At 59.0% G+C, this 22,745-nt stretch carries 19 protein-coding genes; 9 read left to right on the top strand and 10 right to left on the bottom strand.

Annotated elements, in window-relative coordinates:
* The first annotated feature begins 13 nt into the window (after positions 1-13).
* From D9N14_RS22385 to D9N14_RS22355, 7 genes are all read left to right on the top strand, one after another.
* Positions 14-661, top strand: a complete 648-nt coding sequence (locus D9N14_RS22385; protein ID WP_290584050.1) for a methyltransferase family protein — start codon at positions 14-16, stop codon at positions 659-661.
* Positions 662-681: 20 nt separating this feature from the next.
* Positions 682-1,683, top strand: coding sequence for an NAD-dependent epimerase/dehydratase family protein (locus tag D9N14_RS22380; RefSeq protein ID WP_290584048.1), 1,002 nt, complete (start codon positions 682-684; stop codon positions 1,681-1,683).
* Positions 1,674-4,397: a PEP/pyruvate-binding domain-containing protein gene (locus tag D9N14_RS22375; protein ID WP_290584046.1), complete on the top strand. Its 2,724-nt coding sequence runs from the start codon at positions 1,674-1,676 to the stop codon at positions 4,395-4,397. The genes D9N14_RS22380 and D9N14_RS22375 overlap by 10 nt, the downstream gene beginning before the upstream one ends.
* A complete protein-coding gene (locus D9N14_RS22370; RefSeq protein WP_290584044.1) occupies positions 4,394-5,431 on the top strand; it encodes a hypothetical protein in 1,038 nt (345 codons plus the stop codon). Before D9N14_RS22375 ends, D9N14_RS22370 begins: the two co-directional genes overlap by 4 nt.
* Positions 5,428-7,755 carry an efflux RND transporter permease subunit gene (locus D9N14_RS22365; RefSeq protein WP_290584042.1) on the top strand — a complete coding sequence of 776 codons (2,328 nt, stop codon included), beginning with the start codon at positions 5,428-5,430 and terminating at the stop codon, positions 7,753-7,755. Before D9N14_RS22370 ends, D9N14_RS22365 begins: the two co-directional genes overlap by 4 nt.
* Entirely contained in the window at positions 7,748-8,674 is a 927-nt protein-coding gene (locus D9N14_RS22360; RefSeq protein ID WP_290584040.1) for a sterol desaturase family protein, read from the top strand. Before D9N14_RS22365 ends, D9N14_RS22360 begins: the two co-directional genes overlap by 8 nt.
* A 200-nt stretch (positions 8,675-8,874) precedes the next feature.
* Positions 8,875-11,079 carry a tetratricopeptide repeat protein gene (locus D9N14_RS22355; RefSeq protein WP_290584038.1) on the top strand — a complete coding sequence of 735 codons (2,205 nt, stop codon included), beginning with the start codon at positions 8,875-8,877 and terminating at the stop codon, positions 11,077-11,079.
* Positions 11,080-11,108: 29 nt separating this feature from the next.
* Here D9N14_RS22355 and D9N14_RS22350 read toward each other — a convergent pair whose 3' ends face one another.
* The 6 genes from D9N14_RS22350 to D9N14_RS22325 all read right to left on the bottom strand — a co-directional run bounded on the left by D9N14_RS22350 (position 11,109) and on the right by D9N14_RS22325 (position 17,234).
* On the bottom strand, positions 11,109-12,107 hold the full coding sequence (locus D9N14_RS22350; protein WP_290584036.1) for a nucleoid-associated protein: 999 nt from the start codon (positions 12,105-12,107) through the stop codon (positions 11,109-11,111).
* Positions 12,108-12,134: 27 nt separating this feature from the next.
* A complete protein-coding gene (locus D9N14_RS22345; protein ID WP_290584034.1) occupies positions 12,135-13,115 on the bottom strand; it encodes an NADP-dependent oxidoreductase in 981 nt (326 codons plus the stop codon).
* Positions 13,087-13,770: a nitroreductase gene (locus tag D9N14_RS22340; protein WP_290584032.1), complete on the bottom strand. Its 684-nt coding sequence runs from the start codon at positions 13,768-13,770 to the stop codon at positions 13,087-13,089. The genes D9N14_RS22345 and D9N14_RS22340 overlap by 29 nt, the downstream gene beginning before the upstream one ends.
* 75 nt (positions 13,771-13,845) lie before the next feature.
* Complete coding sequence (locus tag D9N14_RS22335) at positions 13,846-14,913, bottom strand: amidohydrolase family protein (protein WP_290584030.1); 1,068 nt, start codon at positions 14,911-14,913, stop codon at positions 13,846-13,848.
* 55 nt (positions 14,914-14,968) lie between these two features.
* Complete coding sequence (gene rimI / locus D9N14_RS22330; RefSeq protein WP_290584028.1) at positions 14,969-16,114, bottom strand: ribosomal protein S18-alanine N-acetyltransferase; 1,146 nt, start codon at positions 16,112-16,114, stop codon at positions 14,969-14,971.
* The gene (locus D9N14_RS22325; RefSeq protein WP_290584026.1) at positions 16,107-17,234 is read right to left on the bottom strand and encodes a M14 family metallopeptidase; all 1,128 of its coding nucleotides are present in this window, start codon (positions 17,232-17,234) and stop codon (positions 16,107-16,109) included. The genes rimI and D9N14_RS22325 overlap by 8 nt, the downstream gene beginning before the upstream one ends.
* A 241-nt stretch (positions 17,235-17,475) precedes the next feature.
* On the opposite strand from D9N14_RS22325, the gene D9N14_RS22320 reads away from it, so the two are divergent.
* Together D9N14_RS22320 and D9N14_RS22315 are read left to right on the top strand one after the other, a co-directional pair.
* Positions 17,476-18,960 carry a RimK family protein gene (locus D9N14_RS22320; RefSeq protein WP_290584024.1) on the top strand — a complete coding sequence of 495 codons (1,485 nt, stop codon included), beginning with the start codon at positions 17,476-17,478 and terminating at the stop codon, positions 18,958-18,960.
* 132 nt (positions 18,961-19,092) lie between these two features.
* Positions 19,093-19,989, top strand: coding sequence for an alpha/beta fold hydrolase (locus D9N14_RS22315; RefSeq protein WP_290584022.1), 897 nt, complete (start codon positions 19,093-19,095; stop codon positions 19,987-19,989).
* A gap of 20 nt (positions 19,990-20,009) precedes the next feature.
* Here the strand turns inward: D9N14_RS22315 and D9N14_RS22310 are convergent, their stop codons facing one another.
* The 4 genes from D9N14_RS22310 to nusB form a co-directional block, all read right to left on the bottom strand.
* Positions 20,010-20,705: a crotonase/enoyl-CoA hydratase family protein gene (locus D9N14_RS22310; protein ID WP_290584020.1), complete on the bottom strand. Its 696-nt coding sequence runs from the start codon at positions 20,703-20,705 to the stop codon at positions 20,010-20,012.
* A gap of 81 nt (positions 20,706-20,786) precedes the next feature.
* Positions 20,787-21,287: a phosphatidylglycerophosphatase A gene (locus tag D9N14_RS22305; RefSeq protein WP_290584018.1), complete on the bottom strand. Its 501-nt coding sequence runs from the start codon at positions 21,285-21,287 to the stop codon at positions 20,787-20,789.
* Positions 21,288-21,304: 17 nt separating this feature from the next.
* Positions 21,305-22,267, bottom strand: coding sequence for a thiamine-phosphate kinase (gene thiL, locus D9N14_RS22300; RefSeq protein ID WP_290584016.1), 963 nt, complete (start codon positions 22,265-22,267; stop codon positions 21,305-21,307).
* Positions 22,268-22,272: 5 nt separating this feature from the next.
* Positions 22,273-22,737 (bottom strand): transcription antitermination factor NusB, encoded by a 465-nt coding sequence (gene nusB / locus D9N14_RS22295; protein ID WP_290584014.1) that lies wholly within the window; start codon positions 22,735-22,737, stop codon positions 22,273-22,275.
* Positions 22,738-22,745: the final 8 nt, after the last annotated feature.

Genomic DNA, 22,745 nt, shown 5'->3' with positions numbered 1-22,745 from the left:
AAGGCCGTCATCTATGAACAACATCCGCAACCGAATTCCCCTCTACACCATGCTGGCCGCCATTGTGCTGTTTACCCACTTTGCCACCCTCAAACTACAATATTGGAATGGCATGATGTGGTTGCTCGGTGTGGTAGCAGCGTTGGGTTACCTGCTGTGGCTGATGGCCGAGGCCAATGTGTCCATTACCGAACCTGGCAAGGGGGAAACCCAAAAAGACCGTGGCACCTGCGAGCTGTATGTGTTCGGCCGCTTCCTGACGATGTTCAGTGCCATCATTCTGGAAACCCAATGGCAGACACTCAACCTCAGCATGATACTGGGCTTGGTGTTGTTGGCCGGCGGCATTGCCTTTCGTCTCAACGCCATCGAGACCCTGGGCAACTTCTATTCCCATCGGGTGCGCCTGGTGGAGGCGCACAGCGTAGTGGACAGCGGACCTTATCAATGGGTACGTCATCCCGCCTACACTGGTATGCTGGTGGCGCATCTGGGTTTTGTACTGATCTTCTTCAATCTCTATGCGCTGCTGGCTCTGTGCCTGGTGCTGTTGCCTGCGATCGTTAAACGCATCCGGGTGGAGGAAACCGCACTCTATGAATTGCCTGGTTACCCCCACTACGCTGAAAGTCACAAACGCCTGCTGCCCGGGGTCTGGTAATGAACCACTGCAATACACCAATGACCCTCGTGGTGGTGGGTGCCAACGGCTATAGCGGAAGCGCCCTGCTGCGGGCAGCATCCCGCCAGCCCGATCTGTTCCAGATACGGGCACAGGTGCGCACCGCTCGGGCTTGGGTAAAAGGAAGTAATATTGAATACTTCAGCGGCAGCCTGGAGCAGGTAGACCCGGCTCTGTTCCCCAACACGCCGCATATTCTGCTGCACCTTGCCGGCAAGAATCAGGACGCGGACGGCAGCGGCTATGAACAAGTCAATGTAGCGGGCACCCGCGCCCTGCTGGCCCATTGCAATGCGTTCACCCGCGCCGTGCTGTACCACAGTTCACTCTCGGTTCTGGGGCAGGATCCGCAACGGCATGTGTCCAACCGGCAGCCCCCCGCACCGACCACCGCGCTGGCCCGATCCAGAGCGGCGGCAGAAGATCTGGTGTTGGCCCATGCCGGTCAGCAGTCCATCAGCGCCTATTGCCTGCGCCCCCGTTTTATCCTGGGAAAAGACGATGCCTTTGTCATGCCCGGCTTGTTGAAACTGGCACGCAAAGGACTCTTCATCGGCAGCGGCCAACAGCAGTTTTCCATTATTGACGTGGACGACTATGCCAGATTAATCCTGGAATTGTGTCAACATGCGATGACACTGTACGCCCAGGGGCAACCAGAGCAACTGCCCCTGAATGTGGGTTACGAGCAGCCGCTGAGCTTCGCCACCCTGTTTGAAACACTGCAGCCCGAACGCAGAGCAAAACGCCGTATTCACTATCCCGCTGCCGTGGCAAGCGCCTGCAACTGGCTTCCCAATTCGGCACCCGATGCGATCACCCACTGGAAACTCTTGCGTAAACTGCAGGCCCTGGCCACCCAATTGCAACTGATCGGGCTGGATCATTACGGCGACGTCAGCGAAACCCGAAAGCGCATCCACAGCGACCTGCTGTCCCGTGACAGTGCAGACTATTTCCGCACGCTTGCCACTCATTTCAAGGAATCACCATGTCACTGACCATTGATTATCGACAACAGCCCACGCAACAGCAGGTGGGCGGCAAATTCGCGCGGCAGGCGGAGCTGATCACGGCGGGCCTGCCGGTGCCCCGGTTTGTCTGCCTGACCCGGGAGTTTTACACCGCGGTCACCGCGTCTATACAAGCGCAGATATACACCCTGCTCAGTGCCATCGATTTCACAGATCACGCCAGCATCCTGCAGGGCTCCCGGGCGACACAGCAGTTGATAGAGGCTCTGGCGCTGGAGCCTGAACATCAGAACTGTATTCTCGCCGCCTTTGATGCGCACTTCACCATGGACACCCTGGTGTCCGTGCGGGCGTCTACCGTGGGCCATAAATTGGAAGAAAGCGAGGACTCCATCAGCAACCCCTTCGCCGGGATGAGTGAATCCTTTCTCTATGTACGCCGCGACCAGATCCTGCAGCGGGTCAAAGCCTGTTGGGCCTCGGGATTTTCCCCGGAATCCCTGATCTATCGTCATCAGCAGCAGATGGACCTGATGGGATTCAGTGTGGCCGTGGGTATTCAGGAGATGGTATTCGGTGAACGCTCCTTTGTGATGTTCACCGCCGACCCCAAAACCGCTGCCTCCGACCAGATTATTATTGCCGGTTATGGAATCGGTGAAGGCGTGGTGCAGGAAAAAGTCGCAGTGGACCATTACTTCATCAGTGGCAAATCCACCACGATTCAACACACCATTGCCGACAAAACCCATCAGCTGGTATTCGATGAGGACGCAGGCTTCGGTTTGAAGGACATGCCGGTGCCCGACGATCAGCAAACGATTCCCTGCATCACAGACCAGGAAATCCGGCAACTGGTGGAGATCGGCAAACGGGTGGAATCCCTCTATGGTTTACCCCAGGACATCGAAGGCACCTTCACCGCCGATGGTCGCTTTCATCTGCTGCAGACCCGCCCCATTGCCCTGGATTTTGAGCGCCAACGGGTGTGGAGCAATACCAATGTCACTGAAAGCTATCCCGGCATCAGCAGCACCCTGACCTACACTCACGCCAAGTTTTTCTATCGGGTGATCTTTCGCGATCTTTATAAACGGCTCGGCGTGGCAGACCAGGCCATCTGGAATCACTACCAACCGTTGGACAACATGATCGGCTATCTCAACGGCCGCATCTATTACTGCCTGTCCCACTTTTACCAACTGCACAAACTGAGTCCATTGTTCCCCCTGTTTGCCGCCCACTGGGAAAACATGATCGGCCTGCGTTCCTCCTTTCATACCCAGCCACCCCGTTCCCTCACCGCATGGCTGAAGAAAGGCTGGGAGTGGGCCCGTTTTGGTAGAGCCCTGGTATTGACGCTGACGGATTATCTGGGTCACGACCGGGCCATGTATCACTACCACCGCTGGTGGGAACAACGTATCGCACCCCTGCGTGGGCAGTCGTTTTCCGGCACGGACCCGCTAACCCTGGTGAAGCGCTTCCATGACCTGTGGACGGAGGTGGGTCGTCATTGGGGCGTGACCCTCACCACCGATGCCTATCTGATCCCTTTGTATGGCTGGACCGAAGCCCTGTTTAAAAAATGGAGACTGGATGAGGACAAGCCCGGACTGCTGTCGGACCTGCTGTGCGGTGATGAACAGCTGCAGAGCGTGGAAATCATTTTGTCCGCCGTGAACCTGGCAGAACAGGTGCGGGCCGACGCGACACTGCAGGCAACCTTCAACCAGGCCGATGAGCAGGCACTGTGGCAGGCGCTGGACCGCAATGAATTGAATCCAGCCTTCACCCAGGCCGTGCGCCGGCATCTGCACATATACGGTGACCGTGGCCTGCAGGAGTTGAAAGTGGAGCAACCCAGCCTGCGGGATACGCCCTGGGTGTTATTAAAGATGATTCGCCAGTACGCCAACCAGGACGTTACGGTGGCCAGCTACCGCCAACACGAGCAGGCGGTGCGGGCCAGCGCCGATCAAACACTGCAGACTCTGCTGCAGGATCAGCCCTGGAAACTGACATTACTGAACCGTGTGATCCTACCCCGCCTGCGTCGCTTGATTCGCCACCGGGAGAACTCCCGTTACTGCCGCAGTGAGCTGTTCGGCTTCAGCAAGCAGATTTTCAAGGCGCTGGCGGAGTATTTCGTGCAACGGGGCATCCTGCGGGATGCCAATGACATCGTGCATCTGACCCAGGATGAGATCTTCGGTTACATCAACGGCATGGGGGTAACCGAAAACCTGCAGGCACTGGCGGATCTGCGTCGTGCTGAATACGAGCAGTTTGATGGCGCAGAACCGGCGGAACAGATCACCACCCTGGGGGCGGTGCGGGATAACGACCTGTGCCCGCCGCAAGCCATTGCCCCGGATGGTGATACGTTGCAGGGACTGGGCTCCTCCGCTGGCAAAGTGCAGGGCATCGCGCGAGTGGTGCACGACCCCAACACCGTGGACACCACGGGCGACAACATGATCCTGATTGCCCGGGAAACCGATCCCGGTTGGCTGTTCCTGATGCTGGCCTCGAAAGGCATGGTGGTGGAACGGGGCAGCATGCTGTCCCACACCGCCATCACCGGGCGCAAGTTCGGCATTCCCACCATTGTGGCACTGCCCAATGCCACCCAACGGATTCCCGATGGCGCCCTGATCGAGTTGGACGGCTCCTCCGGCGTGGTGACCATTCTGGCGCAGCCCGGCGCGGATAACACAGCCAAAGGCGCCGCCGCATGAAGCAACCGCAACTGTACAACGATGGGCAACAACACAGTTTTTGGCAACGGCTCGTGGCCTTTGCCAATATTATCTACGAGCCCAGGCAGCATTTTCTGTTTGCCGCCCTGTGGTTTCTGTCGATTCAGGGCCTGTTCGTTCTCAACAGCCCGGCGACCACCTGGCATTGGAACATCTCCACCCTGATTTCGGCCGGCAGTTTTTTCGGTGTGCTGTTCGTGTTACGAGCCATTGATGAAGTGAAGGATCTGGAATACGACCGCCAATACAATCCGGAGCGTCCGTTGGTGTCCGGCGTGGTCTCGCTGGCGGACATCCGCCACTATGTGGTAATGGGTACCCTGCTCATCGCCCTGGCCAACGGACTGATCGCCTGGCCACTGGCGCTGTTTGTGGTGCTGAACATCGGCTACGGCCTGCTGTTGATGCTGTTGGAAAAAGCCCTTCCGTTGATGGAGCGCAGCCTGTTCTTCAATCTGCTGTTGACCTATCCGGTCAGCATTGCCCTCAGCGTGTACACCCTGTTGCAGATTCGGTACACCCAACAGGTGGACGTTGTGGTGTGCCTGTTGCCCATTATCCTGTGCTATATCCTGGCGTTCCTGCACTTCGAAATCATCCGCAAGAGCATGTGGGAGCCCCTGGCGGACCCGGGCGAAAAGCTGTACTCCAATGAAATCGGCTGCCGTCAGGCGCTGCTGCTGGGCAGCCTGTGCGGCGTGCTGGCCATTGCGGGCATCATCCTGTTGAACCGACCATGGCATCTTCATGGCGCCGCCGCCATCACCGGTTGGTTGCCGCTGCTGGGCCTGATCTGGATCGGGCTCAGTGTGAGGCTGTTCCTCACCCGGCAAACCCAACGCTTTAATCCCAGGCAATATTCCGTACCCTTTATCGTGTCGTTTTATCTGCTCAACCTGGTGCACGCCAGTGTCGCGAATTCGATCCAGTGGTCATGGACGCTTGCAGGAGGAATGGAGCCTGAATGGATAGGGTTTGAATGGATAAGACCTGAATGGATAGCCGCGATATGAGTCCCGTGAATCACTGCACCGCCTTCCCGGTGCGCCACCCCTGGATTGCCCTGTGCCTGTGCCTGCTTCTGACCGCAGCCTGCGGCATCGGCACCACACAATTTCACAACACGCTGGATTTCCGTTTCTTTTTCAGCGCCGACAATCCGCAACTGCGGGCCTACGAAACCCTGCAATCCACCTATGGATCAGAAGAGTTTGTGTTTGTGGCCATTGCCACCCGCGACGGCACTGACCTGTTCACCGTAACGAACCTTCAGGCCCTGGCGTCACTGACCGATGCGGCCTGGGCCACGCCCTATTCCCTGCGGGTGGATTCACTGACCAACTTTCCCTATTCCCGGGCCAATGCAGAAGAATTTCTGGTGGAGGACCTGTTCGATCCGGAGCAGGGTCTGAGCCCGGCGGATTTGCAAACGCGTAAACAATTCGCCCTGGCTGAGCCTGCCACCCTCAATGCCCTGATTGCAGCAGACAGCACGGTGGCCGGCATGCGCATCCTGATCCAACTGCCGGGCATCGACCGTGCCGTGGAAACCCCCAAAGTGGTGTTCTTCATTCGCGAGCTGGTGCAACGCTTTGAGCAGGAGCATCCCCAATTCAAAACCTACCTGTCCGGCCAGATCGTGGTGGACCAGGCCTTTCCGGAATCCACCGCCGGCGACATGAACTTCGTCTGGCCGGCCTTCTTTATGGTGATGCTGTTGTTGCTGGGCGTGATCTTTCGCAGCGCAGCCTTTGTTGTGTTCACCCTGCTCACCGCCCTGTGCGCCATTGCCACCGGCATGGGCGCCCTGGGTTGGACCGGCATGAAAATCAACGCCGCCGTCACTGTGGCCCCCATCATGATCCTGACCCTGGCCATCGCCGACAGCGTGCATATCCTGACCCGCTATCGGCGCCTGCGCCAACAGGGCCAGCCCAAGGCCGACGCGCTGCACGCCAGTTTGCAACAAAACGCTATACCTGTTCTGCTCACCTCCCTGTTCACCGCGGCAGGCTTCCTCACCCTGCACTTCAACGATTCACCACCCTATCAGGCCCTGGGCTATATCGTCTGCGCCGGGGTTATGGCCGCCTGGCTCTATGCCATGCTGTTGTTGCCGGCCCTGGTGATGCTGCTGCCCCACAAAATAAAGCGATTAACTGAGACCACCACAGTTGCGCCCATGTCGGCCTGGGCAGACTGGGTGGTACGCCATCAAAAGCCGCTATTTTTCGGGGGCGTGGTGGTGATCGTGGCCGGGCTGCTGTGCCTGCCACTGAATCGCATCAACGATGACCCGGTGAAATATTTCGGCAGTCAGCAAACCATGCGCCAGCACATGGAGTTTGTGAACAGTCACATCACCGGTCTGGGGGCGCTGAATTATTCCATTCCGGTAGAAACGGGGGAAACCCTCACCAGCCCCAGCTATCTGCAACGCCTGGACGACTTCAGCCAATGGCTGGCGCAACAACCTCATGTGGTGCACGTGGATTCCATGGCGGACATCATCAAACGCCTGTACCAGTCCTGGAACAGCGATGATTCCGCCTTCTATCGCCTGCCCCAGCAGCAGGACACCATCGCCCAATTGTTGCTGCTGTACGAAATGTCCCTGCCCTTTGGTGGTGACCTCAGCACGCTGCTTTCTCATCAGGAGGGAGAGTCCCGGGTGCGCGTCACCATGGACAATACCGCCGGCGATTACCACATCGAGCTGGATCAACGGGCGCAGGCCTGGCTCCAGCAGCATACCGCGGTGGCCGATCAGGTGGTATCGGCCAGTGCGCCTCTGATGTTCGCCCATATCGGCGAGCGTAGCATGAAGGGCATCCTGCTGGGCCTGATCGGTTCCCTGTTCGTGATGGGGCTGGTGCTGGCCCGCCTGTTCCGTTCCACCCAACTCGGGCTGATCAGCCTCGTCTGCAATGTGGTGCCGGTGGCACTGGCGTTCAGCGTTTGGGGCTTGCTCAACGGCAATATTGACGTGGGGCTCAGCGTCACCCTGGGCATCGCATTCGGGATCGTGGTGGACGACACCATCCACTTCCTCGGTAAATACCGTCACGCCCGTCAGGTGCTGGCGCTGGACAGCGAGGCGGCCGTGCGTTTTGCGTTTGCCCGGGTGGGCCCCGCCATTGTGATCACCTCGCTGATTCTGGTTGCCGGCTTCGCCATGCTGGGGTTTTCCGCCATGAACATCACCGCCAACACGGCCATCCTCACCACCGTCACCATCGTCATCGCGCTGGTGGTGGATCTGCTATTCATTCCCGCAATGTTGCTTCGATTTGATCCGTCGGAGCAGCGTGCGCCCACGGAGACTGCACATGGATAACATCAACACCCTGCCCCCAACCAGCGTCCGCACGTTGCTCACCAGCGCCTTGGAATGGCTGTACTTTCCTGCGCTGGCAATCGGAGCACTGTATGCCACAGTACAGTACCTGCATACCGACCAGGTGGAGACCGCCACCCTCATCATCTCCCTGTCAGTGTTGCTGATCACCCTGTTGTTTGAGCGCGTACACCCACTCAATCCGCAGTGGAATCAAGCCCGGGGCGATCTGGGTCCGGATTTCAGTTCCATCCTTCTGGTGGGCGTGTTACTGGAGGCAGCTCTGAAGCGACTGGGCCCGCTGCTCGCCCTGTACCTGTTCCTGGCGCTGGACCTGCCCCAGGATTACCGCCTGATTCCCGCCAGCACCCCGCTTTGGGCCGAGACCATTCTGGTGTTGCTGATCATCGAATTCGCCAAATACTGGTTCCACCGTCTGGGCCACGAGCACCCCAAGTGGTGGCCATTGCATTCCGTGCACCACAGCGTCAAGCGCATGCATCTGCTCAACGGGTTCCGCATCCACCCGCTCTATCACCTGTGTACCTTTCTGTTGGGCGTGGTGCCCTGCTACCTGCTCGGTGCCAGCCAGGAGGCCCTGATCCTCAACAGTGTGCTGCTGGCCATCGGTGGCTCCATCCAGCATTGCAACATCAAACTGCGTTACGGCTGGCTGAATTACGTTTTCAACACCAACGAACTGCATCGCTGGCATCATTCCAAAAACATCAGTGAAGGCAACCACAATTACGGCGCCGTCCTGATCATCTATGACGTGCTGTTCGGCACCCATTATTACCGCCCACAGGGGGAACCCCAGGAACTGGGCATCAGCGATGAAGAGTGCTATCCCATGAACAATTATTGGAAACAACTGCTGATTCCATTCCGCTGGAAAACCATGCTACAGAACAAGTAATCCGTTTATTCATTTGACGCCGGCCCGGGGCCGGCAGCATCATACCCCTCAAAATCCGCCACCACAGCGGCCAGCTACACTGAGGGATCAGGTCATCCATGGGTTATCCTTGTCATAACAGCGGGCATATCAACAGGCATACCAGCAAGCATCAAAAGGGATATAAAAAGGGGAACAACCACCCGCCCTTTCACCGCTACATGCTTGCGCTGTTATTGCTCGCCATCGGCTTGTGCGCCTGCGATTCATCAGAACAACCTGGCCCTACGCCCACGCCAGCCACAACCACTCCCCAGGCAGCGCCCCAGGCTCATTATGTTGGGGCCGATCACTGCCAGGGTTGTCATGACGACGCCTATCAGGACTGGCGCAACTCCCATCACGACCTGGCCATGCAACCCGTGCACGCAGACACCGTGCTTGGCGACTTCAACAACGCCCGTTTTGATTACAACGGCATGACCACGGAATTCTCCCGCCAGGGTGACACGTTCCTCATCACCACCGATGGTCCACAGGGCAAACCACAGCAATATCCCGTGGCCTACGTATTCGGCGTTTATCCTCTGCAGCAGTACCTGATTGCCCTGCCCCAGGGGAAATTACAGGCCTTTGGCGTAGCCTGGGATGCCCGCCCCAAAGCAGAAGGGGGCCAACGCTGGTTTCACCTGTATCCGGAGGAAGCCGTCGACAGCCAACATTATCTGCATTGGACCAACCAGAGTCAGAACTGGAATTTCATGTGCGCGGAATGCCACTCCACCAACCTGAACAAGCAATACGATGGAGACACCCGCACCTACAACACCACCTGGTCAGACATCGATGTGGCCTGCGAAGCCTGTCATGGGCCCGGCTCCAACCACCTGCTGTGGGCTGACCAGCAACAGCGCAATCAGTACCGGTTCAACCAGCCGCAGGGCCTGACCCATCGTTTTCGCGAACGCCACAACGTGCACTGGCAGATCAACCCCGAATCCGGACAACCCCAACGCAGTCAACCGGCCCAGGCACGCACCGAGATTCAGGTCTGTGCCGCCTGCCACGCCCGCCGGGCGCAACTGTTTGAGGATAACCGCCAGGGGCAGCCGTTGCTGGAGAGTTTTCTGCCCGCAACGCTGGATGCTGGACTCTATCACAGCGACGGTCAGGTGAACGATGAGGTCTACGTTTACGGCTCCTTCCTGCAAAGCAAGATGTACCAGGCCGGGGTGACCTGCAGCGATTGCCACAACCCCCATTCCCTGGACCTCAAGGCCCCCGGCGATGGCGTTTGCCAGCAATGCCACGAGTCGGGCTATGGGCAACCGGAGCACCATCACCACCAGGCCAGTAACGCCCCGCGCTGTGTGGACTGCCATATGCCGGTGAAGAACTTTATGGTGGTGGATGCGCGCCGCGATCACAGCTTCCGCATACCCCGCCCCGACCTGACGGAAAAGCTGGGCACCCCCAACACCTGCAATCACTGCCACAGTGAGCAGAGCGCCCATTGGGCGGCACAACAGATTCAGAGTTGGTATCCCGAACCCAATCCCGGCTACCAGGATTTCGCCGAGACCCTGGCCGCCGCCCGCGCCCACGCCCCCACTGCCAAAATGCCCCTGCAGGCGCTGGCCTCGGACCTGACCCAAACCGCCATCGTCCGCGCCACCGCCGCCCGCCTGCTGGAACCGTATCTGGATGCCGACAGCTTGCAAACCCTGACCCAGGCACTACAGGACCCTGATCCACAGGTGCGCAGTGCCGCCACCCAATCCCTGCGCGCCCTGCCACCGGAGCTGCGCTGGTCTTTGCTGAGTCCGTTACTGCAGGACCCGGTGCGCCTGGTGCGGGTGATGGCCGCAGAAGCCCTGGCGGACATTCCTGCGCCGTCATTAGCCCCCAAGGAAGCCCGCCTGCTGGACAGCGCCGGGGCGGAATACCTGGCGTCGCAACGCTTCAACGGCGACACCCCCGCGGCCCAGGTGAATCTGGGGCTGTTTGCATTGAAGCAGGGGCAACCGCAGCAAGCCCTGCAACACTACCAGGAAGCCATTGCTCTGGACGACACCTGGATTCCCGCCTACATCAACCTGGCGGACCTGTATCGAATGATGCAACAGGATGAGCAGGGCAAAGCGTTACTGGAATCCGCGCTGCAGACATTTCCCACCGCCGAGGACCTGCATTTCAGTCTGGGATTGTTGTTGATCCGGCAACAGCAGCACAAGGCCGCCCTGCCCCACCTGGAACAGGCCGCCACCCTGGCGCCCCACAATGCCCGCTACCAGTATGTGTACGCGGTGGCGCTGCACAGTGCCGGCCAATCCCGGCAAGCCCTGCAGGTCACCCGCGCGGCGTTGGAACGATTACAGGACGCCAATCTGTCGGCACTGGAACAGGAACTGTCGCGGCAGGAATAAGGTAAGTGCCCGGGCCTCAACGCCCGGCCTTAACTGCGATGTTTCTTCAATTGACCGAGCAGGGATTTGGGAATGCTGTTGATGATGAGGCGCTCGTTTTCCGCATCAAACACCACTTCCTCACCCAGCAGGGAGGCGGCAAACTGCAGGCTCATTTCCTTGCTGCGGCCGTTGAAGCGCACGTACTTGCGCAGGCGGTTTTTGTCAGGGATCAATTCCTCCCGGGGCTGCTCCTGCTGTTCCTGCACAAACTGCTGAAAGCGCTCCGGCTCTGCATCATCCAGATAATAGGAAAGCTCTTTGTACACCACCGGCTCACCCTGCTTGTCCTGTTCGATGCAGTAGTCCACCACCTTTTCCCGGTATTCCTTGCTGGCCTCTTCCGGCAGGTTTTGGGCATAGGCTTCCACAATGTTGAGGAACTCGTTGGTGTCCGCGGTGACGTTCACGGTATCGGCAAAACCGATCCATTGGTTGAACAAGCCCAGCAATTCCCGCTCACCCCGATTCTTGGAGATGGTCAGGTATTTTTCCGACAGCTGTTCTGACCAGTGGCTCAGGTTGACCCGGGCACAAAAGCCAATGTGGGATAGATCCGCATACACCGTCTCAGAGATTTCCAGATGACTGTTGATCACCAGACCCACCTGATGCTGCAGATGGGCCACGTACAACCACTCCGCATCGGCATTGTTCTCCTGCCAGAACAGCAGATGACCCTGAAACGGCACCTCCATCTGCTCCAGCAACACCACAAAGTGCTCGGTGAGCTTCTTGCTCAATGAAGAGAACGGCATCTGCTGCTTGAGAAAATCCCGCAGCCAGGCCGGAATGGGGTTTTCCCCCAGGTCCGGATTGAAGTGACCGTAGCGCTTGGCGGTTTTGGTGCTGAAGGCCTGTTTGATTTCGTTGAGCAGCTGGCTGGCGTAATCGTCCAGGGCGATGCCGTCATCCCGGTAGTGAACCTGGGCGGACTGGTCCGGTTGGGCGCGATCAATCTGGTGGGCAATAAAATCGGAAACGGGCATGACAACCTCACTGCAGGGGGATTGCCATTATACGGCGGCGGCGGGCATTTCCAAGATCACTTTACCTTGGACATGCCCCCCTTCCACCAATCGATGGGCCTCCGCCCCCTGTGCCAGCGGAAAGCGTTGGCTGATGTGCAACGTCACATCCCCGCGGTCCACCAGCGCCACCAGTTGCTCCAGTTGCGCCGCGTCGGGTTGCACCGTGTAGCCCCGCACCCGCCGCTGGCGGGCAGCCCCGGCGGCTTCCAGCGTCGCCGCCGTCAGGGTGGGAACCGTCAACAGCAGGCCCTCCGGCGCCAGGCAATCCAGGGCCTGCAGGCCCACATCGCCGCCCATCAGGTCCAGGATCAGATCCCAGGGGCCGGCCGCCTCCAGCACATCAGGTTGGCCGTAGTCCAGGCAATGGTGCGCCCCCAGCTCTCCGAGCAACGCCAGGTTGCCCTTGGACGCCGTGGCCGCCACTTCCGCCCCGGCCCAGCGCCCCAGTTGCACCGCCAGATGGCCCACTCCGCCGGCACCGGCCAGCACCAGCAGCCGTTGGCCTGACGTCAGGGCGCCGTGCTGGAACAAACCCTGCCAGGCGGTCAGACCGGCTAAAGGCAGCCCCGCCGCGTCGGCCAGCGGGATGCGCCGGGGGGCTGCCACCAGCACCCCGGCCTCCACTGCGCAGTATTCGGCACAGGCCCCGCCCCGCAACGGAAAATTCACCATCCCCACTACCGCAGTGCCTGCCGGCCAGTCCGGGTGTTGACTGGCCACCTCTCCGGCCAGGTCATAGCCGGGCACAAAGCGAAACGCAGTGCCCAGCTGGGCCGCCACGAACCCCTTGCCGGCCCGGGTCTTCACATCAATGGGGTTCAATCCGGCGGCAGCCACCCGCACCAGCACCTCGCCCGGAGCAGGCTCGGGCATCGGCAGCGCCCCCAGGGTGAGGGTATCCGCGGCACCAAAGCGGGAGTAGTACAGGGCCTGCATATCAGCGCCGGAACTGCACGTTTTGATCAATGGGCTCCCGGTCAATCCAGGTTTTATTGGCGGCCACCGCGGCATCCTCATAACCGAAGCTGATGCCCAGCAGGATATTGATCTGATCGCCAATGCCGAACGCCTCCCGCACGATGTCCGGGTAATAGCGCATGGTGCCCTGGGGGCAGCAACCCACCCCGTGGGCGGTCATGGACAGCATCAGGGTCTGCATGTACATGCCCACGTCGATGGCCACCGATGCCCCGAACACCTTATCCATGCCGATGAACACCACATGGGGCGCATCGAACATCTGGAAGTTGCGCAGCATGGCCCGGTTGCGGCCCGCCTTGTCACCCCGGTCAATGCCCATATTGCCGTACAGCTCCATGGCACAATCCACCTGACGCTTGCGGTATTCACCGTCGAAGGTATCCGGGTATTCGTAATCGGAATTGAAGGGCACGCCCTGCATCACCTTCTCCACCATCTGATCCCGAATGCGGTCCTTCAGCGCACCGGAGGCCACGTACACTTTCCAGGGCTGAATGTTGCAGTTGGACGGCGCCCGCTGCGCCAGGGTGAAAATGGATTCCAGGGTTTCCTGAGGCACTTCCTTGTCCAGATAGCCGCGCACGGAGCGACGGGACGTGATGGCTTCCGCCAGGCTCATGGTTTCCGGTGATACAGACATAGATTCCCTCAAAACTTCAATATTCATAATGGTTAGGAGGGAGCATGATAGCGCAATTTCAGCTCAGGATGGATGTCAGGAAAGATCACCCAAACGGTAGATTCGGGCTGCATTGTCGTGGAACAGCTTGCGCCGCTCCGCTTCCGGGTAATGGGCTACCAGGGCCGCATAGAACTCGTAGAGTTGCGACAGCGACAGGGACACCTTGTCCATGGGGAAATTGGACGCAAACATGCAACGGTCCACGCCAAAGGCCTGCAGCACAAATTCAAACAGCGGTCCGGCCCCCTGCATCAGCTCATCCAGGGTGGGCGGTGTGGTGCGATGTTCGTAACCCCAGCCCACCACCGGCATGAACAGGCCCGACAGTTTCACCATCACGTTGGGCAGCTCCGCCAGTTCCTGCAGGTGCATCTGCCAGGTGCGCAGGGTGACATCCCGCGCCGCCTCGGTGCGGCCATAGGAGGCGAACTGGCCGCCCACCCCGATGGGGGTTCCCATGTGATCCAAGACAAAGGTAAGGCCGGGAAACTGGCGCGCCAGCACCACCAACTCATCCAGCTGGTGGTGGAAAAACCAGGCATCAAAGCTGAGGTTGTGTTGCTCCAGCAGGGCCAGACCGGCACGCCAATGGGCATCCCGGGACAGGTAGGGGCGCGGACAGAAGCGCATGATCCCGGGGTCGAGGTCAAACGCCAGCATCTGGCGCACCCCCACAAAGCGCGGACTGGCCTGCCGATGGGCTGTGATCACGGCGCCGGCATCGGGGCGTTGCAGCTCCACATGGCCCACGATTCCGCCCAGCGCCACCGGGCTGTTGCGGAACAAGCCTTCGAGCCAGCGGGTCTCGCCCACCAGGCCTTGCCCTTCCCGATCCCGCCACTCGGCCTCCACATGCACCACCTGCTTGATGGGCAGCTGGGCCGCATCCTGGCCATAATCGTGGGGCAGGTAGTCATGGGCCACGTAGTCCGCCCGCCCCACATAACGGCGGTCGGTTTCACTGGCACCAAAGCGGATGGCGGTGTCATAAAGCTTGCGGTTCCAGCCCAGCAGACGCTTGGGCCAGCTCAGAATGCGCGGGGTATTGAGCAGATCCCACTGGTGGATATGGGGGTCAATGATGGGAAAGGGAAATTTCACCCGTGGCGGTCCCCGTTTATGGCTGTTGTTGTTAGGGTGGTTGTTAGGGTTCTGATTATCGTTCAGGATGTCGTTGGCCTGACTGAACCAGCACGGCACAACGCAGCCGGTTTTGCCCAAAGTGCAACATCATATCAAAGCTGTCCCGGGGAATGGGGAGGTAATGCTTGTCGAGCTGCGTGGCCTCTTCTTTTTCATCGATATCCGGATCATTAATATAGACAAAGTCCTCATCCATATCCACCAACAGCACCCAGTGAGGGGCCTTCTTGCGGTCCATGCGATAGGTGCTGATCAGCACCAGCAACATGGCATTCTGATCCAGTAAAGCTTTCATCCGGGACAGGGACAGTACCTCCTGATGGATGGGCACCTTCAGTTCCGCCAGTTTTTCCAGAAAGTCGTGGTGCACCAGCTCCAGCACCTGCTTCTTGCTGTCGTTGCGGACGCCCTCCATAAACAGCGGGCCGTCCTGATTCACGAACACATCCACCTGAAAACCCCGTTTGGCGGCGGCATAGGCCAGACCATGGGGCCCGCAACCGCCATGGCCGGAAGTCATGAAAATGGTGGTGGCCTCGCGCCAGATCTGCAACTCGGTGCGCTGATCGCACACCATGTCTTCGCGCAGATCTTTCATCGCCATCATCAACGATGCCGCCCCGCAGGTGAAATCCGTGGATTGCTCGTAATAGGCCACCCGCTCATTGGGCTCCGACAGGTGCTCTTCCACCCGCTCATGGGGAATGATGCGCTTCTGGAAACGCAGGGCGTCGGCGTGATCTTCATAATAATCCGTATACAGGCCAAACTGGCGATAACCCATGCGCTGGTAGAGGCCGATGGCAGCGGCGTTGTCCCGGCGCACTTCCAGGCGCATGAACATACGCCCCTGCTCCGCCGCTTCCTCTTCTGCCTGTTCCAGCAAGCGCCGCCCCAGGCCCATACCGTGCGCCGCGGGCGACACCGCGATGGAATAAAGCCGCGCCAGACTGGTACCCCGCCGCATGAACACCAGTACATAGCCCAGCAGGGCTTGCTGCTGTTCCGCCACCAGCAACAGGTTATGATCTTGCTGCAACTGATGCCTGAAACTGCGTTTGCTCAGCCGGTCAGAGTCAAAACATTGCAACTCCAGCTCCACCAGCGAATCCAGATCCTGCAACGTGGCCCGCCGCAGGTGCACTCCCGAATCACCCATGCATCAACCCCTGGCTCGCCATCTGAATCACCTGGCGCCCGCGCAGCAGCACCAAGGTCTGCCACTGGGATTCCGCCGGGTAAAACTGTTTCAGTAATTGCAGCCGCACCTCCTCACTGCCGGGCAGGGTGAACGGCTGCTGGCCAGGGCGGCGCAGACGATGATCCGCCCGCAGGCAGCGCAACAGTTCGGCCATGGGATAGGTGCCAAATTCCAGAGTGACGTAGCAACTGCGGGGGCCCATTTCCCGATGGAAGGCGTAATCCACCAGCCCGGTTTTGGGCACAGAGCAGGAGTCCCCGCTTTCCGGCACGGTGACCGAGTCACCATACCAGCGCTGCGCGGTGTGCAAGCCGGCGGAATCCAGCGGGTGATCGCAGATCAACTCGCCATAGCCGTAAGGGCCCAGGCCGGTGTGCAGGTCCACCACCGCCACATCCCGGTTGGCACAATCCAGTGTCGCCAGCACCCGCTCCAGGTTGAGGCGGGCCTGGCAGGGCGCCCGGCCGCCATAGAATAGACCGTCAGCGAATTCATACTGGCCACCGCTCACCGCCAGCTCATATTCATATTGACCGTGCCGTTGCAGATAGTGCAGCAGCGCGTGCTCCCCCTGGGCCAGTTGTTCCACCGACGGCACCGTGGTGTCCGGCACCAGGGCGCTGGCCAGTTCGCGGTAGCCGGCGTTATGCGGCAGGGGCTGGCTGAAATCCACAAAATTGCGGTTCACATCTATGCCCTGCTCGTCCACTCGTCGACACCAGGCAAAGCCCCAGGGATTCACCGCGTGCACCAGCAACACCGCCATGCCCTGGGGCACCGACAGCTGGCCACTGGAGAGACGCCTCACCAGATCCTGCTGAATGGCCGATCCACAGAAGCCCTCGATGCCGTGCACCGCCGACAGCAACACCAACACCCGCGGTGCGTCCGCCGCCCCGATCCACACCTGCTGACTGGCTAAGGATTCACCGGCCGGTCCGCGGCCGTCATAGGGCAAAGTGGTCACTTCCGCCGGCGATCCCAAGGCCGACACCGCACCCAGAAAAGCCTGCTCAGCTTCAGCGTAGGAGTTTGAAAATACGGATAATTCCCGCTGGGACAACAATGGCGACAGCATGACAGCCTCTCGAATCTGTACGAAAACACAGCGTAACCCTGGGCCTGATTTTTTACCAGCAGCCACTTCAAAAATAGTCGTCCAGGTACTTGTAATTCCGGGTGGTTGAATCCAATATTTCCCGCATGGGGCAGGCGCAGACAGTCCGCCACGCCCCACACATTCATTTATTCGTAGCTACCAACTCGGACGCCAACACGGATACCAATACAGCCAACAACACAGATACCAACAGGAAACCATGTCACAACTTCTCGTAGTGGTCGACTCCCTGAAAGATTGGGCACCCTATTTTCCCGCCGAAGACGTTATCACCTTTGATGATTACCTCAGCCTCCAGGAAGACAAAAAGAAAACCCGCACCCGGGTGATCAACCTGTGTCGCAGCTATAAATACCTGTCCAAGGGGTATTACTGCTCCCTGCTGGGTGAGGCGCGGGATCACCATATCATGCCGTCACTGCGGGTCATCAATGATCTCAACCAGAAGTCGCTGTACACCCTGCACCTGGATGATCTGACCGAACTGAAAGACCGCGAACTGCAGGGTTCCGATCCGGAAAAGGAGATCACGTTCATCACCTATTTCGGCTCCACCGCGGAGATGGAATTCAAGAACCTGGCCAAGGATCTGTTTGAAAAACTCCCCTGCCCGATTCTGCAGGTGAGCCTGCGCTTTGACGAACGCTGGCAGATCACCGAGTTGCAGGCGCTGTCGCCCCACAACCTGAAAACCGACGAACAGCAGACTGAGTTCGCCAATGCGCTGGATCGATTCAGCCATAAAATCTGGCGTTCGCCCAAAGCGCGCAAGCAGTACCGCTATGACCTGGCCATTCTCACCAACAAGGATGAGAAGTTACCCCCCAGTGATGCCGGTGCCATCAAGCGCTTCATCAAGGCCGGCAACAAACTGGGCGTGGATGTGGACATCATCGACCGCAAGGATTATGTGCGCCTGGCGGAATACGACGCGCTCTTTATCCGCGAAACCACCGCCATTGACCACCACACCTTTCGCTTTGCAAAAAAAGCGGAATCCGAGGGCATGGTGGTCATTGATGATCCCATGTCCATCCTGCGCTGCTGCAACAAGGTGTACCTGACGGATCTGTTCAACCTCAACAAGGTACCGTCCCCCAAAACATTTATCCTCAGCAAGCAGGACAAAGGCGCGTTGCAAACGGCCATGGAGAGCATTGGTTTCCCCATCGTGCTGAAGATTCCCGATGGCGCCTTTTCCCAAGGCGTGTTCAAGGTCAGCACACCGGAGGAATTCGACGCCAAGATCCAGGCCCTGTTCAAGAAATCCGCCCTGGTGCTGGCCCAGGAATTTCTCTATACGGATTTTGACTGGCGCATCGGCGTCATCAACAACAAGCCCCTGTACGCCTGCCGCTATTACATGGCCAAGGATCACTGGCAGATCTATAACCATTCCGGCAAAGGCGGGCGCTTCACCAGTGGCGGCTTCGACACCATGCCCACCTATGAAGCCCCCAAAGCGGTATTGGACGCAGCCCTGAAAGCCACCAAATTGATCGGCAACGGATTGTACGGTGTGGACATCAAGCAGTCCGGCGACCGGGCCCTGGTGATCGAAGTGAACGACAATCCCAGTATCGATCACGGCGTGGAAGATCTGTTCCTGGGTAACCAGCTCTATGAGCAGATCATGCAGGATTTCGTCACCCGCATTGAGGCCCGCCGCGGCCAGAAGAGCTAGCCCATCACCGGTGCCGGACTGTCGCCAGCCAACAAGCGCAGCGAGAGTCCGGCGCCCGTATTTGACAATCCGACCACTCCCCATGTTTACTGCACTTGTTTACTGCATCCAAACAACACGCAAGGATTCGCTATGAATCACTCGCCCCGGCAGTGGAAATCCATGGGCAAAAGCCTGCGCCTGAACGGGCACTCCCTCTTCGTACTGGACTCTGCCGATGTCGGCAAGCACCCCACTCCGGATAAACCCTGCATCCTGTTGCTGCACGGCTACCCCACTTCAAGCTGGGACTGGGAGCGGCTATGGCCATTGCTGACCGAGGATTTCCGCCTGATTGCCCTGGATTTCCTCGGCTTCGGATTTTCCGACAAGCCCTACCCCTATCACTATCGAATTCAGGAACAGGCGGATATTGTGGAAGCGCTGGTGCAGCAACTGGGGTTGACACAGTTTCATGTGCTGTCCCACGACTACGGCGATACGGTGGCCCAGGAATTACTGGCCCGGCAGAATGAACGGGAACACCCCCAGTGGTTATCGGTCTGCCTGTTGAATGGGGGATTGTTTCCGGAAACCCACCGCGCGCGCCTGATCCAGAAATGGTTGGCCGGACCGCTGGGACCCTTCCTTACGCGACACATGGGCAAGCAATCGATCCACAACACCATGAAGCGGATTTTTGGACCGGAGACGCAACCGGACGCTGAGTTGATTGAGGGCTATTGGGAACTGATCAATTTCAACAACGGTCGCCGCACCCTGCACAAACTGATCGACTATATGAAGCAACGACGTCAGCACCGGGCCCGCTGGGTACAAGCCCTGGCCGACAGCCGCATTCCCATTGGCCTGATCAATGGCGCAGTGGACCCAATATCCGGCGCGCACATGGTGGCCCGCTACAAAGAGGTGGTGGGACCACCATTAATGATCCTGTCCCTGGCCAACATTGGTCACTACCCACAATGGGAAGCACCGGACCAGGTGAACCAGGCCTATCGCCAATTCCTGCAGGCCGCGCTGGACTGACTCCATGCGCAGCCCGACGTTTACCACTCCAGGGCGGCGGCTCCAAAGTCTTTGCTGATGGCCGTTTGCAGCGCGCCCAACAGGTCTTCCCGCACCCGCAGCTTGGTGCCGTGATGGGCCTCCATATTCAACTGCATCAGGGCTTCCGCCTTGACCACTGCAGTGTTCAGCAGATGCTCTGCCGCCACCACCTGATCCAGAAAACCTGCGGCAACGGACGTGTCCGGCGTATACATCTCGGCGTTATTCACGGCGCGATTGAAATGGGCCGGATGCAGTCTGCCCCGGGCCAGTTCCACACCGAACCAGGGCATGGTCAAACCGATGGCCACCTCGTTCAATCCAATCTTGAACTCACCGGACACACCCACACGATGATCCGCCGACAACAACAACAGCCCGCCCATGGCCAGTGCATGCCCACTGCAGGCCACCACTACCGGCATGGGGAATGCCAGCAGTCGGCTGGCCAACTTGGCACCGCCCACCACCAGCCGGGCCATGGCATCGCCGCCCTGCCCCATGACGTTCAAATCAAAACCGGCAGAAAAACGGCCGGGCCGCCCCACCAACACCACGGCTTTTTTATCCTGTTGCGCCTGATCCAAGGCCTCGTGCAGTTCGTCCAGCAATGGCTGCGACACGGCATTGGCCTTGCCGTCATCCCATTGAATGACCTGTACACGGTCTTGTTGTTGGCTGCTGATGACACTCATTCTGTTTCTCCCTTGGCAATGAGTTTTAATAAATAAGACAGCCTGCGGACAGGGGCAATGGCGAAAACGGCCAATCGGATTTTACAGAGGATAGTGTGGAAGGTAGTGAGGAAGGTAACGTACGACGCAGAACAACACCATCCAGGCCATGACCCCGGCGACGATGTCATCCAGCATAATGCCCAAGCCACCGTGCACGTGCTGATCAAAGTAGCGCACCGGCCAGGGTTTCCAGATATCGAACAGACGGAACAGTGCAAACCCCAACAGCGCCCAGTACCAGGTGACGGGGATCATGAACATGGTAATCCAGTAGCCGACAAACTCATCCCAAACGATGGCACCGTGATCATGCACTCCCCAGTCCTTCGAGGTTTTATCACACAAATAAATGCCCACCAGCGCGGCCAGCACCACCACCCCGCCATACCACTCCACACTGAGCAACGCCAGCGGCACATACAGCACCACGGCCGCCAGTGTGCCGAAGGTGCCCGGCGCTTTGGGCGCAGCACCGCTGCCCAGGCCGATGGCCAGAAAATGAATGGGATTGGAAAACGCCGTGCGGGGAACAGAATTCATAAATCGTTTATCAATAATCAAAAATGCTGATAACCGGCTGCCACCACGGGCTGACCCTGCAAGTCGACAATGCCGGTTGTTTCGGTGATGGTGCCAATGGCGGTAATGGGTAACGCCAACACATGGCCCATGGCAATCACTTGATCATGATCAGCGGGCGCCGCGGTGAAACACAGTTCATAATCGTCCCCCGCCCCCACGGCCGCCATGAGATCCATTCCTTGCGCGCTGGGAATGGCATTCAAATCCAGTTGCGCGCCAACCCCGCTGGCCTGCACCAGGTGATGCAAATCCGCCAGTAAACCATCGGACACATCGATGCAAGCATGGGCAACGGTTTTAATAGCCCAACCCAACACAACCCGCGGCTCGGGGCGATGCAGGCGTGACAACAAATGCGGATGATCCAGAGGCTGTGACCACAGCTCATCCTGCTCGTTCTGCGCCAGGCGCAATCCCAACCCCGCCTCACCCACACAGCCGGACACATACACCGTATCCCCCACCTGGGCACCGCTGCGAGTCATGGCTTTGCCCTGCGGCACCAGCCCCATCACCTGAATGCTGATGCTCAGCGGGCCCCGCGTGGTATCACCGCCCACCAACACAATGGGGCTCGGCTCCATGACAGCGGCCATGCCATCGCAGAAGGATTCGATCCATTGCCCGTCGCCGTCCGGCAAGGTGAGACACAGGGAAAACCAGGCCGGTTGCGCCCCCATGGCCGCCAGATCACTCAGGTTCACCGCCAGGGATTTGTAACCGATATCATAGGCACTGGCGGACGCCGGAAAGTGCACGCCCGCCACCAGCGTATCGGAGGACACCGCCAGCTGCATGCCGGCAGGTACATTGAGCAGCGCACAATCATCACCAATCCCCAGGGCCGGCATCAGCTCAGGATGGGACGCAGACAACAACGCCCCGGCGTGGTCGCTGAGGCGTTTGAAGTAGGCGTCAATGAGGGCAAACTCGTTCATACTGCTTAGTCGGCGGGTTTGTCGTTGGCTTTCAATTCCAGCACACGCAGCTTTTGCGCCACTTTATCCAGAATGCCGTTTACGTATTTGTGGCTCTCAGTGGCACCAAAGTATTTGGCCAGCTCAATGCCTTCGTTGATGGCCACTTTGTACGGCACGTCCACCCGCTTACTGAGTTCGTAGGTGCCGATGCGCAGTATGGCCAACTCCACCCGGTCCAGGTCCTTGATCTCACGATCCAGATAGGGTTTGAAATGGCCATCCAGTTCGTTGATGCATTTGGGAATCTCATGCAGCAACTCGTGGAAGTAAGCCACATCGGTTTTGCGCATGTCATTGTCCACGCGGAACTGGGTTTCAATTTCCCCCAGGTTGGTGCCGGTCATCTGCCACTGATACAGAGCCTGCACGGTGAACCGGCGCGCCTTGCGACGCGCGGACGGAGAAGGTTTTTGCGAAGCGGTGTTCATCGACTGCC

This window comes from Ketobacter sp. (genome assembly GCF_003671495.1).
In the GTDB taxonomy this organism is placed as follows: Bacteria; Pseudomonadota; Gammaproteobacteria; order Pseudomonadales; family Ketobacteraceae; genus Ketobacter.
This window is presented reverse-complemented; position numbering and strand designations above follow the sequence as displayed.

Bases quoted from the DNA above. Each gene is read 5' to 3' on its own strand.
- thiL (WP_290584016.1), bottom strand. From the start codon at position 22,267: ATGAACGAGTTTGCCCTCATTGACGCCTACTTCAAACGCCTCAGCGAC.
- D9N14_RS22380 (WP_290584048.1), top strand. From the start codon at position 682: ATGACCCTCGTGGTGGTGGGTGCCAACGGCTATAGCGGAAGCGCCCTG.
- rimI (WP_290584028.1), bottom strand. From the start codon at position 16,114: ATGGGTGATTCGGGAGTGCACCTGCGGCGGGCCACGTTGCAGGATCTG.
- D9N14_RS22310 (WP_290584020.1), bottom strand. From the start codon at position 20,705: ATGAGTGTCATCAGCAGCCAACAACAAGACCGTGTACAGGTCATTCAA.
- D9N14_RS22360 (WP_290584040.1), top strand. From the start codon at position 7,748: ATGGATAACATCAACACCCTGCCCCCAACCAGCGTCCGCACGTTGCTC.
- D9N14_RS22365 (WP_290584042.1), top strand. From the start codon at position 5,428: ATGAGTCCCGTGAATCACTGCACCGCCTTCCCGGTGCGCCACCCCTGG.
- D9N14_RS22385 (WP_290584050.1), top strand. From the start codon at position 14: ATGAACAACATCCGCAACCGAATTCCCCTCTACACCATGCTGGCCGCC.
- D9N14_RS22320 (WP_290584024.1), top strand. From the start codon at position 17,476: ATGTCACAACTTCTCGTAGTGGTCGACTCCCTGAAAGATTGGGCACCC.
- D9N14_RS22325 (WP_290584026.1), bottom strand. From the start codon at position 17,234: ATGCTGTCGCCATTGTTGTCCCAGCGGGAATTATCCGTATTTTCAAAC.
- D9N14_RS22340 (WP_290584032.1), bottom strand. From the start codon at position 13,770: ATGTCTGTATCACCGGAAACCATGAGCCTGGCGGAAGCCATCACGTCC.
- D9N14_RS22305 (WP_290584018.1), bottom strand. From the start codon at position 21,287: ATGAATTCTGTTCCCCGCACGGCGTTTTCCAATCCCATTCATTTTCTG.
- D9N14_RS22370 (WP_290584044.1), top strand. From the start codon at position 4,394: ATGAAGCAACCGCAACTGTACAACGATGGGCAACAACACAGTTTTTGG.
- D9N14_RS22315 (WP_290584022.1), top strand. From the start codon at position 19,093: ATGAATCACTCGCCCCGGCAGTGGAAATCCATGGGCAAAAGCCTGCGC.
- D9N14_RS22355 (WP_290584038.1), top strand. From the start codon at position 8,875: ATGCTTGCGCTGTTATTGCTCGCCATCGGCTTGTGCGCCTGCGATTCA.
- nusB (WP_290584014.1), bottom strand. From the start codon at position 22,737: ATGAACACCGCTTCGCAAAAACCTTCTCCGTCCGCGCGTCGCAAGGCG.
- D9N14_RS22350 (WP_290584036.1), bottom strand. From the start codon at position 12,107: ATGCCCGTTTCCGATTTTATTGCCCACCAGATTGATCGCGCCCAACCG.
- D9N14_RS22375 (WP_290584046.1), top strand. From the start codon at position 1,674: ATGTCACTGACCATTGATTATCGACAACAGCCCACGCAACAGCAGGTG.